This window comes from Phocicoccus pinnipedialis (genome assembly GCF_903994035.1).
GTDB lineage: Bacteria > Bacillota > Bacilli > Staphylococcales > Salinicoccaceae > Phocicoccus > Phocicoccus pinnipedialis.
Window position 1 is genome coordinate 258476 of record NZ_CAJEWB010000010.1, and the last position, 19075, is coordinate 277550.

Genomic DNA, 19075 nt, shown 5'->3' on the forward strand with positions numbered 1-19075 from the left:
TGGTCTAGCGACCACTCTTTTTTTATATTTCTTCACCGTGCTCCATGTACCATGCTTGAAGGTCCGTGATAACACTCATCACGTCATGCCCTTCAATTTCATGTCTCTCTACCATATCTACAATTTTACCATCTTTAAAGAAAGCAAACGATGGCGATGAAGGAAGGTAGTCTGGCGTTCTTTCACGTACCGCTTCAGTCGCCTCTTTGTCCTGGCCAGCAAACACTGTAAGTAGTCGTGTGGGTAAATGATCGTAGTTCAGTGAATGAATTGCAGCTGGTCTAGCAATACCTCCAGCACAACCACATACTGAGTTAATCATTACTAGTGCTGTACCTTCTTTATCTAGTTCACGGTTAACATCTTCAGCAGTGAGTAGTTCAGTGTATCCTGCTTCAGTCATTTCTGTACGGGCATTTGATACTAGGTCATTCATATATAAATTAAAATCTAGTTCCATTTAATAATCTCCTCTTACTCATTTATATTTAGTTTATGCTTATGAGTATAATTTGTAAAGGTTAGAGATTGGATTGATTAGGATCAATATTTTCAATTAATTCTTTAACTCTAGCTAAGAACTTCCCCGCAACTAATCCGTCTAAAATTCTATGATCAATAGACATACATAAATTCACCATATGACGTGCAGCTAGCATATCATTAATGAAGACTGGTTTTTTAATGATTGATTCAACTTGTAGAATGGCCGCCTGAGGGTGATTGATAATCCCCATTGATTGTATAGAGCCAAATGCACCTGTGTTGTTCACTGTGAATGTACCACCACTCATATGACTTTGAGTTAGCTTATTACTTCTACCTAAAGTAGCAAGTGTACCAACCTCTTCTGCAAGTCCTTTGATTGATAGTCTATCTGCTCCTTTAATAACTGGAACATATAAATTATCATCAGATGCCACCGCAATTGAGATGTTTATATCATCATGAACGAGTATCTCTTCATCTTGCCATGTACTGTTTAGAATTGGATACTCAGCCAAAGCTTTCGTTACTGCATCAATAAAGAATGTAAAGTAAGTTAAATTAACCCCTTGATTCTTATAGTTTTCTTTATGCTTATTTCTTAGTGCAACAAGATTAGTAGCATCTACTTCCATCATTAACCATGCATGCGGAATCTCTGTAACAGATTGAGTCATTTTGTTCGCGATTGCTTTTCTTACACCTGAAACTGGTATACGCGTTCCTTTTAGAGAAGTGCTGTTATTAGTTGTCGGTGGTGTTTGTACATGAATGCTTTCATGTTTATTTTCTTTGACAGGTGTTTCAACTTTGTTCTTATTTTTACCACCACTAGCTATGAATTTTTCAATATCTTTTTTTGTCACTCGTTCTAAGGCACCAGTGCCTTTAACTTCATTTAGATCGATGTTGTTTTCTGAAGCGAGTCTCATCACTACTGGCGAGATTCTCATTCCTGATGGTTTTTCTACGAAAGTTGATTTAAATTTAGTATTAGTTGATACAGACACATTCTTTTTTTTATCTTCAATTACTCTTTCTTGTAATTCTTCAACAGGTTCTTCTGCACTTGAGCCGTCGCCCTCTACTTCGATTTTTAATATCGGTGTGCCGACACTAACTGTCTCACCTCTTTCTACAAGAATTTCATTTATTACACCATCAAATAAAGATGGAACTTCTGCTGTTACTTTATCCGTTAGTACTTCACATAATGGGTCGTATTCTGAAACAGTATCTCCAACGTTTACTAGCCATTCTTCAATCGTACCTTCGTGAACACTTTCACCTAGTTTTGGCATTTTAATAATTTCCATCTATATCCTCCTAGTGTTCTGCAAGTTCTTTCATTTTGTTATAAATTTTGTCTGGGTTTACCATGAAATAGTCTTCCATTGGTGGCGCATATGGCATTGCAGGTACATCAGGGCCAGCAAGTCTCATCACCGGAGCATCTAAATCATAGAAGCAATCCTCGCTGATTATCGCAGATACTTCACTCATTACACTGCCCTCTAAGTTGTCTTCAGTAACTAATAATACCTTACCAGTTTCTTTTACATGTTTTCTAATACCTTCTTTATCTAGCGGATATATTGTTCGAAGGTCTACAATTTTAGCTTCATAACCATCGTCTTTTAGACGCTCTGCCGCTTCAATCGCCATGTGTACACAAAGTCCATAAGTAATAACTGTAATATCATCACCATCACGCTTCACGTCTACTTCTCCAATTGGAACAACGTATTCACCTTCCGGTACCTCTTCTCTTAAGAAACGATACGCTTTCTTATGTTCAAAATATAAAACAGGGTCGTTATCTCTAATCGCTGCAATCAGTAAGCCTTTCGCATCGCTCGGTGTTGATGGAATAACTACTTTTAATCCTGGAGTAGATGCAAATACACTCTCAATTGATTGTGAATGATAGAGCGCTCCATGAATTCCACCACCAAATGGTGCTCTTATTACTAGTGGACAATTCCAGTCACCGTTTGAACGGTATCTAATCTTAGCTGCTTCACTTAAAATTTGATTTGTTGCAGGTAAAATGTATTCAGCAAATTGAATTTCACCTACTGGTCTTTTACCCATCATTGCTGCACCAATTGCAGTACCTGCTATCAGTGATTCTGCAAGAGGCGTATCTAATACTCTATTTTTACCATATTTGCTCTGTAAACCGTCTGTTACTTTAAATACGCCTCCTTTTTTACCTACGTCTTCACCTAGAACGAATACATCGTTGTCCTTTTCCATTTCAAAATCAAGGGCATCTCGTATCGCCTCTAAATAGGTCATTTTAGCCATTGTGAACCTCCTCATATACGTTCAGTAATGCATCTTCTGGTGCTGCATATTCTGCATTTTCTGCATATTTAGTCGCTTCATTAATTTCAGCTTTAATTTCATCTTCTAATTCAGCAAACCAGTTTTCGTCGATGTCTGTTTCATCGAGGATGTATTGTTTAAATGTATTTATGCAATCTGTTTCTTTTAATGATGCAATCATTTCTTTGTCTCTGTATTTATCGTCATCGTCTGATGAGTGCGCACCAAGTCTATGAACAATCGCATCAATTAATGTTGGACCTTCGCCATTCACAGCTCGGTCTCTAGCTTCTTTAATAACACGATATACTTCTAAAGGATCGTTACCGTCTACTTGTTCTCCATGCATGCCGTATCCGATAGCACGTTTCGATAAGTCTTTTACTGCATATTGTAGTTCTGACGGGACACTAATTGCGTATCCGTTGTTCTCAATCATACAGATGAATGGTAATTTATGAATCGCTGCGAAGTTTAGACCTTCATGGAAGTCTCCTTGAGACGTAGAACCTTCACCTAGTGTTGCGAACGAAACCCCTTCTGCATTATCTAGCATCTTTGCATATGCTGCACCTACAGCATGGAGTACGTGCGTCGTAACTACAGACCCTTGAGTTAAAATATTATGTTTTTTTGATCCGTAATGTCCTGGCATTTGTTTACCACCACTAGAGATATCTTCTTTCTTAGCAAACGCTGATATCATGCTGTCTTTTGCAGTTACCCCAAATTCAGTCACTACACCTAAGTCACGATAATAGGGACTTAAGATATCATGTTCTTTGTCTAATGCATAAGCAGCACCAACCTGAGCTGCCTCCTGTCCCTGACATGAAATGACGAAAGGTAATTTACCCGCTCTGTTTAATAACATCATTCTCTCATCTAAACGACGTGACAATAACATGATCCTGTACATATGTTTTAAATCATCATTATCTAATCCTAATTCAATATGCTTTGCCATAATGAACCTCCTATTTATGAATTGCCATTCCTAAAGCATCTAATGAAGCTTCAAAAATACCTTCTCCTACTGATGGATGTGCATGAATCGTTTCTTTCATTTCTGACATGCTTACATCTAAGAATTTTGCGAGAGATAACTCGTTTATTAATTCGGTTGCATGTGCACCAACAATCGTTGCACCTAAAATAGATTCGTGTTCATCTACGAGCAACTTTACGAATCCAACTCCATCATTTTCAATGACAGCTTTAGCAACACCAACTAATGGAAATTTATGTGCTTTATATTTAGTATTTGACTCCTTTAATTCGTCTTCAGTGAATCCAATAGAAGCAATTTCAGGATTTGTGTATACACATCTCGGTACTGCACGATAATCAAGCTCAATTGGTGTTTGATGAGCAATTTTTTCTACAGCAATTAGGCCTTCTTTTGTCGCAACATGTGCGAGTTGAAGTTTACCAATGCAGTCCCCAATCGCGTAGATATGAGATTCTGCTGTCTGATAAAATTCCGACGTCTCAATGTATCCTTTATCTGTCTTAATCTTAGTATTAGAAAGTCCAATATCATCCGTTAATGGTACACGTCCGATCGCAACAAGTACTTGATCGAATTCAACACTCTTACCATCTAACTCAACAGTCATAGACGATTCATTTTTAGTGAAGTCAGACTCTACTAAACGTGTACTAGTATGGATAGCAACATTTTTCTTCTTAAATGTATCTTCAATGATTCTTGATGCGTCTTTGTCTTCTAATTTTAGTAAACGATCCTCTACGTCTACAATTGTGACATTAACACCTAAATCAGATAAGAGTGAAGCAAATTCTACGCCGATAACACCACCACCGATAATCAATATAGACTCTGGTAACGTTTCTTGAGTCAGAATGTGGTCACTTGAAATCACAATCTTATTGTCAAACTCTAAGTATGGTAATTCACGAGGTGTTGTTCCTGTAGCGATTAACACATAGTCATTTGTGAGAACATCACTTTCACCATCTTCTCTTTCGACAGCAACCGTTCCACTGATAGGTGAGAAAATAGAAGGTCCCAGCATTCTTCCGTGACCGTTAAAGACATCAATTTTATTCTTTTTTATAAGTCCGTGGATACCTTTATACATTTGATCCACGATTTTATCTTTTCTAGCTACAATTTTTTTATAATCAAAATTAATTTCTAGATCAGTGATACCAAGCTCATTTGTTATTTTAATTTGCTCTATTAAGTCAGCAGACTTAAGTAAACTTTTGGTTGGTATACATCCTCTATGTAAACATGTGCCACCTAGTTTCTGTTTCTCAACAATAGCAACACTGAGGCCTAGTTGGCTTGCTCTGATTGCAGATACATAACCACCTGTTCCGCCTCCAATTACTACTAAATCATAATGTTTAGTCATAATAGCCTCCAATTGTCTGTGGTCATACCACTTATTTACCTAAAAAAATTTCAGATATACTGAAATTTGGCATATCAATTAGTATAATATAAGTTATTAGGTCTTCAATTATCTAATCTATATTCTATTATACAATACTGAAATGATTTTTGATTGCGAGACCTTATATTCAGAAAATAACAAAAATATGTGGTGATGTTTTGAAAAAAATAATTGCGCTATTAGTACTTGTAATTCCAGCTCTGTTTGCAGCTTACGGAATAAAACTTATGAGAGATGCAGTGTTCGCTATCGCGATACCTCCATTCAGTTCAGTAGCGCTTCAATTCGTAGTTGGACTAATTCTAACAGTTCTAGGTATCTGGTTTGTTGCGGGATACATTCTTCATAGGGAAAAGAAAAATAAACGAGCCCAAGAACGTTTTATGAAAGAAAAAAACTCTAGTAAATAATTATTTACTAGAGTTTATTAATTCTCGGGCGTTGATAATTGCAGCTTCATTTAGTTTTGAGCCACTTAACATACGAGCAATTTCATAAGTGTGTTCTTCTTCATTTAGGTACTTAGCAAGAGAGACTGTTCTTCCTTCTATCACTTCTTTATATACATTTAGATGATGATCCGACGTAGCAGCTGCTTGAGGCAGATGAGAAATTGTGAATACTTGTCTTGTTTTGGACAGTAATTTCATTTTTTCTGCCATCTTGGTTGCTACGTAACCACTAACTCCTGTGTCAATCTCATCTAAAATTACGAGTGCTTGATTCTCAAAATTTGAGAATATCGTTCTTAAAGCAAGGTTTAATCTAGAAACTTCCCCACCAGATGCAATTTTGTTTAGTGGTTTCATTGGTTCTCCTTTATTTGTTGAAATCAAAAATTCAACATTTGAAAAACCTTTTTCATTAAATTGTCCTTCTTTTACACTAATCTCTATTGCTGAATGCACCATATCTAAATCTTGAAGTTCTTTTTCTATAGATGTCTCGAGGAAGTCTTTTCTATCAATTCTAAGTTTATGCAGTTCTTTTGCATGGGATTCCATCTCTTTAAACGCGTTATCTTTTTGTACTTGCAACTCTTCGTAAGAAGATGAAAAGTTAACTAAAGCTTCTATATCTTGTTCTAAACTATGCTGTAAATCAATGAGACCTGTGAAGGTCTCATTGTATTTACGTTTTAGGTAATTTATTGAACTTAAACGTTCCTGAATTTCATTTAGCCTGTTTTCATCGAACTCTAAGTTCGTCATATCTCGATTCACTTCACTGTTTAATTCTCGAAGTAAATGATAACCGCTCTCGAATACCTCTCGATAGGACTCATAATTCGGGTCAAATTGTACGATGCGATCTAGCAGTGTGTATATCTCATAAAGCTGAGTCTCTACACTCTGTTCACTGTTAAACATAGATTCAATCGATTGCAAGGTTTCGTGCACTGTTTCATAGTTCATAAGATACTCTAACTCTTCTTCGAGCTCTTTTTCCTCATCAATATTAGTAAGATTAAGCGCACTGATTTCATTTAATTGAAGCTTCAAATTATCTAGTTGCTCTAAGCGATTTCGGTCTTTATATTCAAGCTCTTCAATGCGTTTTTTAATTGAATTATGATTTTTATAAGAGTTTTGATAGTCTTTAAATACTTGTTCTTCTTCAAGTTCGATAAAAAGATCCAAATAATTTAATTGATTTTCTCTGCGTAAAATATCATCATGCGCATCTTGAGTATGAATTGTAAATACTTCACTCATGATTTCTCTCAATGCTGTTAGGGTAACGAGCTGGTTATTAACTTTTATGATACTCTTCTTATTTTGCATAATTTCTCTACGAACAATAAATACTTCGTCGACTGGAATATTGTAGTATTCTAAAACTTGGTTTAACTTTTCTGTATCTGGAAAATCAAAAACGCCTTCAATTACAGATCTCGCAGTATCATAACGAATATCCTCTGTACTCGCACGCTTTCCGCCTAAGTAACCCATCGCTTCGATTAACATAGATTTACCTGCTCCAGATTCACCTGAAATAACTGTTAATTTGTCATATAGATCGAGTTCTATGTTTTCAAGCACAGCGAAGTTCTTAATGTTTAAACGAAGTAACATGCTTTACACACCTTTAAATTAAATTGAAAATACGTTCTTTAATTGTTTGTAACGCCTCTTCACCACGGCAGATGAGTAAGCATGTATCGTCACCACATATAGTTCCAACAACTTCTTCCCATTCTAGTTGGTCTAGAATTGCACCAATTGATTGTGCGTTACCTGGTAATGTTTTTAAGACAAGTAGATTATCATGTGAATCTAATTTAACAAAGCTATCCATTAAGTATCTTCCTAGTTTTTCTAATGGGTGGTACTTTCTGTCTTGAGGCATACTGTATACATATGAACCATCTGCAGTGGGGACTTTGAATAATTGTAATTCTTTAATGTCTCTTGAAACTGTGGCTTGTGTCACATCAAATTTTTGTTCTAATAACTTCTCAACCAACTCTTCTTGTGTTTCGATGTTGTGACTGGAAATAATTTCTCTAATTTTAATTTGGCGCACAGACTTATTTGACATAAGATATCACCTTTCTTTGAACATGTATATTTATTCGAATATACCACAATGTGAATAATAAATACAATTCAAAAAATCACAGCAATTAAAATATTGCTGTGATTTCTTCGTTCGTTAATTTATTGTTATTATCATCATTAATGATGTGTAGTAAAAATTCAGTATTACCTTTAGTTCCTTTAATTGGCGATTCAATGATTTGATAAGTACTAAATCCGATAAACGCACACTCATCAACAACGCGTTCAATAGTGAGCTTTTGAGTCTCTTTACTCCTGATTATACCGTCTTGTTCTCGCTCTTCTAAATAGCTTTCAAACTGAGGTTTAATAAGTGCTATGACCTCATAATTATGATTCCATAGCGCTTTGATATGCCTCAATATTGGAATTATAGACGTAAAGCTCACATCTATTGTGATTGTATTTGGTAATTCACGGATTTCATCTGTAATGTCTTTAAAGTTCGTCTGTTCAAGAACTATGACTCTTTCATCTACTCTAAGACTATAGTCTAATTGATTTGTCCCTACGTCCACTGCGTAAACAAGTCTCGCCCCATGCGCCAGAGCACAATCTGTAAAACCACCAGTAGAGCTACCGATATCAACGATGACCTTATCGTTGATGTCTAGGTTAAATACAAGAATTGCCTCACGGAGCTTTAGTCCACCACGAGAGACAAATTCTTTGATATTTTTAAAACGAATATTTGCCGTTTCTTCAACTATGATGTCAGAAGGTTTATATACAGGTGTATTATTGTTTAATACTTTTCCTGCCATGATGAGTCTTCTTATATCCTCTATCGTGCCTAAATTAAAATGTTCGTAAAGATAAAGGTCCGCTCTTGTCTTATTTTTTTTCATTACTTAAAATCTCAAGAACTTTGTTTATAATATTTTCTTTAGTCAGACCAACTTCTTCTAATAATTCTGATACGCTACCTTGTTCTACATATGTGTTGTCAATTCCAATACGTTTTACTGTAGTACCTAAGTCATGATCCATAACGTATGACTGAACGAGTGCACCTAGTCCACCAGTAAGCATCGCTTCCTCAACTACTAGAATTGGTTGTCCAGATTTTGCGATCTCTGTGATTAAATCAGTATCAATCGGTTTAATAAAGCGAGCATTTATGATATTAACGCTAATACCTTTTTCTTTTAAAGCCGAATTAGCTTCTAGTACATCTGTGAGCGTTGGACCATAGCTTATAACTGTGATATCAATACCTTTTTGCATTGTTTCCCACTTACCAAGTTCAATCTCAGATCTTTCTTCGTTCATATCTACACCTAATATATTGCCTCTTGGGTATCTGAATGCGATTGGACCGTTATAGTCTACAGCAAAGTCAATCATCAATTTTGCTTCTTTCTCGTCTCTAGGCATAACTACTACCATGTTAGGCAATGGTAATAAGAAGGTAAGGTCAAACACACCGTGGTGTGTTTCACCGTCTGCACCAACTAAACCACTGCGGTCAATTCCAAAAAACACATTGAGCTTTTGACGATCAATGTCATGTAATACTTGATCGTAACCTCTTTGTAAAAACGTTGAGTAAATCGCAACATAAGGTTTCATACCGTAACTTGCAAGGCCACCAGCCATAGTCACGACGTGTTGTTCAGCGATACCAACATCGAAGAAGCGTTCTGGCAATTCATTTTGAAATTTATGCAACTTAGAACCTACTGGCATTGCTGGTGTTAATGCGACGATCCTTTCGTCTTTTAGCGCATGCTCAAATACTGAGTTAGACATGAACTCACTCCATGACATAGTGCCACCGGAACCAATCGATTCACCTGTTTCAATTTTATAAGGTCCTAGACCATGCCAAGTACCAATTTCATCGTTTTCTGCATGTTGATATCCTTTACCTTTTTTAGTAATCACATGTATTAGAACTGGACCACTTGATTCATTAGCTGATTTTAATGCACGCTCAATGTCATGGAAGCTGTGTCCGTCAACCGGACCAATATATTTAATACCAAGTTCCTCAAAGAAAACGCCATTTACAACTAAATATTTTAAGCTGTCTTTTACTCTATCTGCAACGCCTCGAATAGATGAACCCACAGATGGTATCTTAGATAATAACTCTTCTACATCATATTTAATTCTGTTGTAACTTGTATTTGTACGAATACGTCCAAGCATATTGTGTAAAGCACCGACGTTTGGTGCAATACTCATCTCGTTATCATTCAAAATTATAGTCATCTTAGTTTTATCTGAACCAATATGGTTTAATGCTTCTAAAGCCATACCGCCAGTTAAAGCTCCATCACCAATGATTGGGACAACAGCGAATTGTTCGCCTTTAATGTCTCTCGCTTTAGCTATACCCATAGCTGCTGATAGAGATGTTGAAGAATGGCCAGCTTCCCAAACATCGTGTTCTGATTCGCTGAGTTTAGGGAACCCAGATAACCCTTTATATTGTCTTAATGAATCAAACTGATTGATTCTGCCTGTTAAGATTTTATGAATGTATGCCTGATGTCCAACATCAAAGATAATTTGATCCTCTGGTGAATTGTAGAATTTATGGAGTGCAATTGTGAGTTCAACGACCCCAAGGTTTGCGCCAATATGGCCACCCGTCTTAGCACAAGATTCAATTAAAAATTTTCTGATTTCTTGAGCAATTTCTTTCAATTCATCTTCACTTTTATTTTTTAAAAATGAGGGATCTTCTATATTATACAAATCCATATAGCACCCACCTTTTTGTACTTTATTCATTATATCATTTTAAGTATAATCGCAAAAAGAAAAATGATGACTTAAGTCATCATTTTTCTCTATTTACTATAGATTCTACGAGTTCTTCTAATATTGATATATTTATATCATTCTCTAACTCATTTAAAATATCAAACATTTCGCTTCTTAAGTTATTTTTTACCTCTTTTGCACCATCTAATCCTAGAAGTGATACATAAGTGTTCTTTTTATTTTTTTCATCGCTACCAACTGTTTTACCGAGAGCTTCGGTCGTCCCTATCACGTCTAAAATATCATCTGTAATTTGGAACAGTAGTCCGAGCTTCTCACCGAATATCTTAAGTAGTTTTTTGATGTGTGCTTCACTATTTGCAATGATAGTTGCTGCTTCGATTGCCGCTACGATTAATTCACCTGTTTTATTGCGATGAATTTCTTCTAGCTCTTCGATTGTTAAATCCTTATTCGTAGCTTCAATGTCCAGCATCTGTCCACTGATCATACCAAGTTGGCCTGCATTCTTAGAGTATAATTGAACGAGTTCTACAATTTGTGTAGCCGTTAAGTTTGCCTTAGTAAGTAGATTAAAGCTCTCTGTTAATAGGTTGTCACCAGCTAAAATCGCAGTTGCTTCGCCAAATACGACATGATTCGTCGGCTTTCCTCGTCTTAATTGATCATCATCCATAGCAGGTAGATCATCATGTATTAAAGAGTACGTATGAATCATTTCAAGTGAAGCTGCAGGAATGATTCCAAGATTAATATCAGTACCAAGTGTTTCTAAAGTTTGTAGTAACAGCAAGGGTCTGAATCTTTTACCGCCTGCATTAATAGAATAAATGCTCGAATCCAATAGAGATTCATTGATAGTATTCAATTTTAATTGATCAATAATTTCGTTAACTACAGAATTTAATAGATTATTACTCTCCATCTGAATCATCCTTAGTTAATTCTTCGATATTCAGTTGTGCATTTTTAAGAATATCATCACATTCTTTAGTTAATATTACGCCTTCTTTATATAGCTCTAATGATTCTTCTAAGGTGATTTCATCACTATCTAGCTTAAGAACAATTTCGTCAATTCTTTTCAATTTGTCTTCGAACGATTTATATTTATTAGTCATCTTTCTCCACCTCAATAACTTTAGACCAGACTGTACCTTTATTTAACTTTGTTTTCATCGTATCATTTAGAGAAATTTCGTCGATATCTGTAATAACTTTTCTATCTATAGTTGAATAAGAATATCCCCGTTTTAGTATAAGCAGTGGAGATAAGGAATCTAAAAGATCAATTTTGTTTTTTAGACGTAGTTTATTTCTGTCTTTTTGATTCTTAATTAACTGCTTTATTTGTTCATTCTGCCTTAATACATGAGCTCTGTTTATCTCAATTTGATTATTTTTAATCGTTTTAAAAATCTGTGCTTTTCTAATTTCGAAGTAATGATTTTTATCAGTTAATAAGGACATGATACTGTGCTCTAACTCTCCGACGTACTGATCTAACTTTTGAACTTGTTGATCATAAAGTGCAGACGGGTTCCTAAACTTATAATAGTTCTTAAGCATATCTAATTCTTTTCTTTTATATTCGATCTTTAAGTTCATGTGTTTAGACAATGTATACTCATAATTTTTAAAAAGTTCATATAATGCAAACTGGTCGGGTACAGCATGCTCAATTGCTGCTGTTGGCGTAGTTGCTCGAAGATCACTCACAAAATCAACTAATGTTGTATCGGTTTCATGACCAATCCCTGTAATTATTGGAGTGTTAAGGTCAAATACAGTCCTCGCAACATCGATATCATTGAACGTCCAAAGATCCTCTATCGATCCCCCACCACGAGATAAAATGATCGTGTCTGCGTTAAGAGAATCTGCAAATCTAAGGTGCTTGATTACATTTTTTTTACTTCTCTCACCTTGCATGAGTGTATTTAGAATCGATATCTTAACAAGTGGAAATCTTCTTTCTACAGCTGTTATCATATCCCTAACCGCAGCACTTGTTTTAGAAGTGATCAAAACAATGTGCTTTGGATATTTTGGTATTGGTTTTTTATGTATAGTATTAAACAATCCTTCACTTCTAAGGCGTTTAATGTTTTCATCTAGTTGTAAAAACAGCAGCCCTACACCATCTAAAATCATGTTTGACGCATTGATTGAATACGTACCGTTACCTTTATAAACAGATACTCTACCATCAACGATAACTTTGTCTCCATCTTTTGGTCTAAAGTTTAGCTTTTCTACTTGAGATTGGAACATGATTCCTCGAATCTGGCTGTTTTCATCTTTTAACGAAAAATAAAGGTGGCCAGAAGAATGCAATTTAGCATTTGATAGCTCACCTTGAACAAAGACCCGTTCAAGATACGGGTCTTTGACAAATTTCTCTGCAATATATGTTGTTAATGCGTTAACTGAAAGATACCTATCTTTAGTCATTTCATCACTCTTTTAATAGTTCTTTAGAACACCGTTAATAAACTTATAGCTATCGGATTCACCATAAATTTTCGCAATCTTGATTGCTTCATTAATTGCAACTTTCTTTGGAATATCTGTCGCTTGCATCTCAGCGATTGTCATTCGCAAGATGTTGCGGTCAACTTTCCGAATACGGTCGATTGTGTAGTTCGTTAGGTTACTATTGATTGATTCATCAATCTCTTCTTGATGTTCTATATAGTAATAAACGATTGTTTTTAAGTACTGCTCGATCTCCAACAATTCTTTAAATTTAATTTCATTTAAGGTCACAATATCTTTTTCGAGTTGAAAAAGAATCTGAAATGCTTTAATTCTAATCTCATGTCTATTCATTCTATACACCTATTATTTAATAATATTCACGATATGAATATTGATTTCTGAAATGTTGATTTCAAGCATATTGTTAACAGCTGTTTTAATATTATCTTGAATTGTTTCAGCAATACTGTGAACATTCCTGTCATCGCTAAGATTAACATATACTGAAATTTTTAAGTCTCCTTCAACATCTTCCACACGTATACCTTTTGCACGGTATTTCTTACCAAATTTTTCGATTGTACCACTAGCAAGTGTGTTGTTCAATGAATGGACACTCTTTGTTTCTAATACGGCTATACTAGATATCACTTCTAATACTTCGTTTGATATCGTAATATCTCCTGTTGATTCTGTTCTAGATTGTATTAACATGCTCTCACCTCATCAGTTAATTATATCATGTTGTTCGAGGAAATTTGTATTATAATCATTATTTAAAAAGTCATCATTTTCAATAATTCTTCTATGGAATGGAATAGTCGTATCAATTCCCTTAATTTCAAACTCATCTAATGCACGCTTGGCAATTCTTAGTGCATCGGTTCTATCATCACCAAAAACAATAAGTTTAGCGATCATTGAATCGTAGTACGGTGGAATTATATATCCAGCATAAGAAGCTGTGTCAAGTCTAACTCCAAACCCACCAGGAGCAAGAAATTCTGTAATTTTTCCTGCTGAAGGCATGAAGTTTTTAAATGGATTTTCTGCATTGATACGGAATTCAAACGCATGTCCTTTAAATTCAATATCTTCTTGTTTAAATGGAATCGGTTCTCTCATCGCAACTTTCAACTGCATTCTAACAAGGTCGATTCCTGTGATCATTTCAGTTACAGGGTGTTCAACCTGAATACGTGTATTCATCTCCATGAAATAATATTCATTCGAATCTAGGTCATAGATAAATTCAATCGTACCAGCATTCACGTAGTTAATAGATTTCGCTGCACGAACTGCAGTTTCTCCCATTTCTTTACGAGTTTCTACATCAATAATTGGACTTGGTGCCTCTTCTACTAACTTTTGCATTCTTCTTTGTACTGTACAGTCACGCTCACCTAGATGGATCACGTTACCATGATAATCACCTAATATTTGAATTTCGATGTGTCTGAAATTTGTGATGTACTTTTCAATGTATAAATCACTGTTACCAAACGCACTTTCAGCTTCTTGTTTAGTTAAACGATAGTTTTGAACAAGTTCATCTTCGTTATGTGCAACTCTGATTCCTTTACCTCCACCACCATGGCTCGCTTTAATGATGAGTGGATACCCAATTTCTTGACCAATTTTTTTAGCATGTTCAACAGATTGTACAACACCGTCAGACCCTGGTACTGTAGGAACATTCGCTTTAATCATCGTTTGTTTAGCAACATCTTTAACCCCCATGAGACTGATTGTTTCATGGCTTGGTCCAATAAAAGCAATGTTAGACGCTGCACACATTTCTGCGAAATCACTATTCTCAGCTAAGAACCCATAACCTGGGTGAATCGCATCACAATTAGTCTTTTCTGCAATTGTGATGATGCTGATCATATCTAAATAACTATCTTTAGAAAGTTTAGGTCCTATGCAATAGGATTCTGTAGCTAGTTTCCGGTGTAAACTGTCACGATCTGCTTCAGAATAAATTGAAACCGTTTCAAGACCTAATTCGTGACAAGCACGAATAATTCGAACCGCAATCTCACCGCGGTTAGCTATTAAAACTTTTTTAATCATTTAATTCTGAATAATGGCTGATCAAACTCAACCATTTCTCCATCTTCAACTAAAATCTCAACAATTTCACCGGCAACCTCTGCTTCGATTTCGTTAAATAATTTCATAGCTTCTAAAATACATACTACAGAGTTGTTTGAAACTTTATCTCCAACTTTTACATAAGCATCAGCTTCGGGTGAAGGTGCTTTGTAGAATGTACCCACCATAGGTGCTTTAATAAACGTACCTGTTTCAACTGGTGTAACTGAATCTTTTACGCTTGTTTGTTCAACAGGCTGTGCAACTGGTGTCGCTACTGGTGCAGTAGTGCTATAACTAATTTGTGGAGTCTCTTTTTTAAGGACGATGTCCACTTCACTATCTTTATATGAGAGTTCTGTGAGTTGTGCTTTTTCCATTTTATCTAATAGTTGATCAATGTAATCTAAATTCATATTCCTATCTCCTAATAATATAAGATATTACCATTTTACCGATGTGGTCGTACCAATTCAACGATTAATAAAAAAAAGCAGATTAAATCTGCTTTTTATGCACGTGAAACATAGCTGCCGTCTTCAGTACTTACAACAAGTATCTCACCGTTTTCGATAAATAATGGCACCTGAATCGTTAAACCAGTTTCCATTGTTGCTGATTTTGTACCACCAGAAACAGTGTCTCCTTTAAGACCAGGTTCTGTTTCAACAACTTGTAGTTCAACTGATTTTGGTAGTTCAACACCAAGTGTTTCACCTTCATACATCATGATAGATACTGGCATGTTTTCTTTTAAGAATTGAACTTCGTGTTCTAATTGACCAGCGTTAACAGAGATTTGTTCATAAGTGTTGTTATCCATGAACACATAACTATCCCCATCTTGGTATAAGTATTGCATTTTATTATTGTCAATTTGAGCACGTCCTACTTTTTCTCCTGCTCTGAAAGTTTTTTCTTGGATTGCACCAGTTCTTAAGTTGCGCAACTTTGAACGTACAAAAGCGGCACCTTTACCTGGTTTAACGTGTTGGAAATCAATAACTCTCCAAATACCGTTGTCTACTTCAATTGTTAAACCTGTTTTAAAATCGTTAACTGAAATCATTCATTTTCCTCCTAGTTAGATACAATAATAAAATCTTTCGTTGAATGTGTTAATTTCTTAAGGCCATCTTTAGTTACGATCGCATCATCTTCTATACGAACGCCACCAACATTATCAATATAAATACCAGGCTCTATAGTGATTAACATGTTTTCTGTAAGAACAATGTCGCTTTTTTGGGCAAGTGCTGGTCCTTCATGTACTTCTAAACCAAAACCATGTCCTAGTGAATGTCCAAAGTTTTCGCCATATCCATAAGACTTAATTACGTCGCGCGCAATACTATCAGCCTCTTCACCTGTCATGCCAGCCTTGATTTCATCTAATGCTTTTAGTTGACTCTCAAGCACAATTTTATACACTTTTTCCATTTCGCTTGTAACATCTTCTACAGCAAATGAACGTGTAATATCTGAAGCATAACCTTCATAGTAAGCGCCAAAGTCTAATGTGACCATGTCGCCACGCTCAATTACTTTATTGCTAGCTGCTCCGTGTGGTAATGCTCCACGATATCCACTAGCAACGATTGTATCAAAGCTTGGTTTTTCAGAACCGAGTTGAGCCATCTTATATTCAAGCTCGTTACGAACTTCCAGTTCAGTCATTCCACTCTTTACAAATTTTAAAATGTGTACGTATGTTTCGTCAACAATTTCACAAGCTTTTTGGATTTTTAAAATCTCTTCTGAAGTTTTTACCATACGAATTTTTTCTACTTCTCCAGTTAATGGAACGAGATCAAAATCATTTTTTAGAGTTTCATAGATATTAAAGTTTACGTGTTCAGATTCAAAACCAACTGTCTTAAATCCTTTTTCTTTCAGGAACTCTGTGACAAATGGAAGTAGACCTTTATCTTGTAAGACAAATTCAAAGTCTACAGATTCTTTAGGAGCTTGGTTCTTATATCTAAAGTCTGAAATTAAATATTTATTATCATTAGTATAAACTACGGCACCGCTCGAGCCGCTGAAACCTGAAACATAACGTCTGTTATAGGGGCTCATAATTAATAATGCATCTAGATTGTTTCTTTCTAATATCTGATTTAACTTCTCATATTTGATCATTAATGACATCCACCTTTCAAACCATATTTTACATTATTTCGAATAATATTCATATGCTTTTAATTTTTATTGTGCAATGTGTTAAACTAAAACACAGAATATAAAAGTGAAGAGGTCTAATTATGAAGCGCTTCTTAATCATTTTAAGTATTATTTTTATGCTAGGGGCATGTTCATCTTTCAACAAGGATGATTCTCATAAAGAAAAACAAGATAAGGTTTCTGAATTACAAAAAGATTTACAGTCTGCAGAAGTTAAAAATAAGCAATTAAAAGCAGATATTGAGCATATTGGTGCTGAAATCGCTAGAATTGAAAGAGATTCTAAAGATGAAAATATAACAATTTATAAAGAAACAGTCGATCATTATGCAAAATTACTTTCACGTGAAATTGATTCATTAAAAGATCAGACGACATATTATAAGAAGACAGATATCATTAATATTGAAAATATCAAAGATATCGAAAAAAACATAAAAACCATTGTAGATGACTACAATAGGGAAGTAGATAAGCTCAAATTATCAAATACGCTAAGCCGACAAGACAAAAAAATTGAAGTCTTCAACGATGTGTTAATAAAAAATATGGAAAATGTCACGAAAGCGTATGAAGAAAAAGACAAAGAAAAGATTTTAAATGCACTCGCTGAGCTTCACGATACAGTAAAATTTTTATAAGGATGTAACGAATGAAAAAAACTCTATTTTATATTTTTATCGGAATTGCGATTATTGGACTGATTATGAACTTAGGAAATATTTTCAACCTCATATTTAATGTGTTGGTTTCTATCGCAATACTTTTAGCAATTCTTTATGCAATTTATTACTTCTTTATTTTAAGTGAAGAAGAACGTAATTATAGAAAAGCAATGAGACAAACTAAAAGAAAAAGGAAGTTTAGAAAGTAATCTAAACTCCTTTTTAATTATCTCTTGTAGTTCCATTCTTTTGAAGCATATTTGGCAATTAAAGATTCGAGTTCTTTATAGTCTGTTTCAGTCAATTCATATCCTACTGTATTTACATCAAGTCCGTCTTCGAATCCTTTTTTAAATGCAATATACATATCGTCGATCGTTATAGTTTTATCCGAAATATCATTAATTGCTACAGCTTTTTCTAAGAACGTTGATTTCATCTTGTTTTTAAAGCGCTCGTTAGTAAATTTAAACATATCGAACAAGTGATCGATGTCTACGTCTAACAGAATTGAGCCGTGTTGCATGATGACACCATCCGAGCGCGTTTGAGCACTCCCAGCAATCTTTCTTCCTTCAACGACTAATTCATACCAACTTGGAGTATCAAAGCATACACTACTACGTTCTTCCCTTCTCTTTTCTTTGTCAGGGATGCTAAAGTGTGCATCAAGACCGAGGTTATTAAACCCTTCTTTAATACCTTCAGAAAGTATTCTATAGCTTTCAGTTACGCTTTTCGGAATATCTTTATAATCTTCAGGTAAAACTAAACTATATGTTAGTTCTTTGTCATGTAGGACACCACGACCACCTGTTTTTCTTCGTACCAACTGATATCCATATTCTTTAACTTTTGGAATATCAATTTCTTTTTCTAATTTTTGAAAATATCCAATTGATAGTGTTGGAGTTTCCCATTCATATAGTCGAATCACAGGTGGGATATCCCCACGTCTGACTTTATTCATTAATAGTTCATCTAAAGCCATATTATAAAATGCATCTTGTTTCCCACTTTTAATATAAAGCCAAGTATTATCCACAAAATTACCTCCGAACTTTTCCTTTTAAAACCTTATGAAAACTACTATAATTAAACTATTGTA

Annotated in this window: 22 protein-coding genes; 3 read left to right on the forward strand and 19 right to left on the reverse strand. The window is 35.0% G+C overall.

The features are described 5' to 3' along the window. Positions 1–22: 22 nt before the first annotated feature. The 5 genes from H9D55_RS05545 to lpdA all read right to left on the reverse strand — a co-directional run bounded on the left by H9D55_RS05545 (position 23) and on the right by lpdA (position 5204). Positions 23–460, reverse strand: coding sequence for a BrxA/BrxB family bacilliredoxin (locus H9D55_RS05545; protein WP_186077591.1), 438 nt, complete (start codon positions 458–460; stop codon positions 23–25). A gap of 61 nt (positions 461–521) precedes the next feature. Further along, a complete protein-coding gene (locus H9D55_RS05550; RefSeq protein ID WP_186077593.1) occupies positions 522–1802 on the reverse strand; it encodes a dihydrolipoamide acetyltransferase family protein in 1281 nt (426 codons plus the stop codon). Positions 1803–1812: 10 nt separating this feature from the next. Continuing rightward, positions 1813–2796, reverse strand: coding sequence for an alpha-ketoacid dehydrogenase subunit beta (locus tag H9D55_RS05555; RefSeq protein ID WP_186077595.1), 984 nt, complete (start codon positions 2794–2796; stop codon positions 1813–1815). After that, on the reverse strand, positions 2789–3784 hold the full coding sequence (locus H9D55_RS05560) for a thiamine pyrophosphate-dependent dehydrogenase E1 component subunit alpha (protein ID WP_186077597.1): 996 nt from the start codon (positions 3782–3784) through the stop codon (positions 2789–2791). Before H9D55_RS05560 ends, H9D55_RS05555 begins: the two co-directional genes overlap by 8 nt. A 10-nt stretch (positions 3785–3794) precedes the next feature. After that, positions 3795–5204 (reverse strand): dihydrolipoyl dehydrogenase, encoded by a 1410-nt coding sequence (lpdA, locus tag H9D55_RS05565; protein ID WP_235963141.1) that lies wholly within the window; start codon positions 5202–5204, stop codon positions 3795–3797. Between the two features lie 197 nt (positions 5205–5401). On the opposite strand from lpdA, the gene H9D55_RS05570 reads away from it, so the two are divergent. After that, positions 5402–5653 (forward strand): DUF2627 domain-containing protein, encoded by a 252-nt coding sequence (locus tag H9D55_RS05570; RefSeq protein WP_186077601.1) that lies wholly within the window; start codon positions 5402–5404, stop codon positions 5651–5653. Here the strand turns inward: H9D55_RS05570 and recN are convergent, their stop codons facing one another. From recN to H9D55_RS05635, 13 genes are all read right to left on the reverse strand, one after another. Further along, on the reverse strand, positions 5654–7318 hold the full coding sequence (recN, locus tag H9D55_RS05575; protein WP_186077603.1) for a DNA repair protein RecN: 1665 nt from the start codon (positions 7316–7318) through the stop codon (positions 5654–5656). A gap of 13 nt (positions 7319–7331) precedes the next feature. Further along, positions 7332–7784 (reverse strand): transcriptional regulator AhrC/ArgR, encoded by a 453-nt coding sequence (gene ahrC / locus H9D55_RS05580; RefSeq protein WP_186077605.1) that lies wholly within the window; start codon positions 7782–7784, stop codon positions 7332–7334. 85 nt (positions 7785–7869) lie between these two features. Further along, positions 7870–8652, reverse strand: a complete 783-nt coding sequence (locus H9D55_RS05585) for a TlyA family RNA methyltransferase (protein ID WP_186077607.1) — start codon at positions 8650–8652, stop codon at positions 7870–7872. Then, on the reverse strand, positions 8639–10516 hold the full coding sequence (gene dxs / locus H9D55_RS05590) for a 1-deoxy-D-xylulose-5-phosphate synthase (protein WP_186077609.1): 1878 nt from the start codon (positions 10514–10516) through the stop codon (positions 8639–8641). The genes H9D55_RS05585 and dxs overlap by 14 nt, the downstream gene beginning before the upstream one ends. A gap of 79 nt (positions 10517–10595) precedes the next feature. Further along, positions 10596–11465, reverse strand: a complete 870-nt coding sequence (locus H9D55_RS05595) for a polyprenyl synthetase family protein (protein ID WP_186077611.1) — start codon at positions 11463–11465, stop codon at positions 10596–10598. Then, positions 11455–11661 (reverse strand): exodeoxyribonuclease VII small subunit, encoded by a 207-nt coding sequence (gene xseB, locus H9D55_RS05600; protein ID WP_186077613.1) that lies wholly within the window; start codon positions 11659–11661, stop codon positions 11455–11457. The genes H9D55_RS05595 and xseB overlap by 11 nt, the downstream gene beginning before the upstream one ends. Beyond that, a complete protein-coding gene (xseA, locus tag H9D55_RS05605; protein WP_186077615.1) occupies positions 11654–12994 on the reverse strand; it encodes an exodeoxyribonuclease VII large subunit in 1341 nt (446 codons plus the stop codon). Before xseA ends, xseB begins: the two co-directional genes overlap by 8 nt. 12 nt (positions 12995–13006) lie before the next feature. Beyond that, positions 13007–13372 (reverse strand): transcription antitermination factor NusB, encoded by a 366-nt coding sequence (nusB, locus tag H9D55_RS05610; protein WP_186077617.1) that lies wholly within the window; start codon positions 13370–13372, stop codon positions 13007–13009. A 12-nt stretch (positions 13373–13384) separates the two neighbouring features. Beyond that, a complete protein-coding gene (locus tag H9D55_RS05615) occupies positions 13385–13735 on the reverse strand; it encodes an Asp23/Gls24 family envelope stress response protein (RefSeq protein ID WP_186077618.1) in 351 nt (116 codons plus the stop codon). A 12-nt stretch (positions 13736–13747) separates the two neighbouring features. Then, on the reverse strand, positions 13748–15094 hold the full coding sequence (gene accC / locus H9D55_RS05620) for an acetyl-CoA carboxylase biotin carboxylase subunit (protein ID WP_186078195.1): 1347 nt from the start codon (positions 15092–15094) through the stop codon (positions 13748–13750). Further along, a complete protein-coding gene (gene accB, locus H9D55_RS05625) occupies positions 15094–15534 on the reverse strand; it encodes an acetyl-CoA carboxylase biotin carboxyl carrier protein (protein WP_186077619.1) in 441 nt (146 codons plus the stop codon). Before accB ends, accC begins: the two co-directional genes overlap by 1 nt. A gap of 95 nt (positions 15535–15629) precedes the next feature. Then, positions 15630–16187: an elongation factor P gene (efp, locus tag H9D55_RS05630; RefSeq protein ID WP_186077621.1), complete on the reverse strand. Its 558-nt coding sequence runs from the start codon at positions 16185–16187 to the stop codon at positions 15630–15632. Between the two features lie 11 nt (positions 16188–16198). Then, positions 16199–17260 carry a M24 family metallopeptidase gene (locus tag H9D55_RS05635; protein WP_186077623.1) on the reverse strand — a complete coding sequence of 354 codons (1062 nt, stop codon included), beginning with the start codon at positions 17258–17260 and terminating at the stop codon, positions 16199–16201. Positions 17261–17382: 122 nt separating this feature from the next. On the opposite strand from H9D55_RS05635, the gene H9D55_RS05640 reads away from it, so the two are divergent. Beyond that, a complete protein-coding gene (locus H9D55_RS05640) occupies positions 17383–17943 on the forward strand; it encodes a hypothetical protein (RefSeq protein ID WP_186077625.1) in 561 nt (186 codons plus the stop codon). A gap of 11 nt (positions 17944–17954) precedes the next feature. Next, complete coding sequence (locus tag H9D55_RS05645; RefSeq protein ID WP_186077627.1) at positions 17955–18176, forward strand: SA1362 family protein; 222 nt, start codon at positions 17955–17957, stop codon at positions 18174–18176. Between the two features lie 17 nt (positions 18177–18193). Here H9D55_RS05645 and H9D55_RS05650 read toward each other — a convergent pair whose 3' ends face one another. Next, positions 18194–19012 (reverse strand): lipoate--protein ligase family protein, encoded by an 819-nt coding sequence (locus H9D55_RS05650; RefSeq protein ID WP_235963121.1) that lies wholly within the window; start codon positions 19010–19012, stop codon positions 18194–18196. Positions 19013–19075 lie beyond the last annotated feature (63 nt).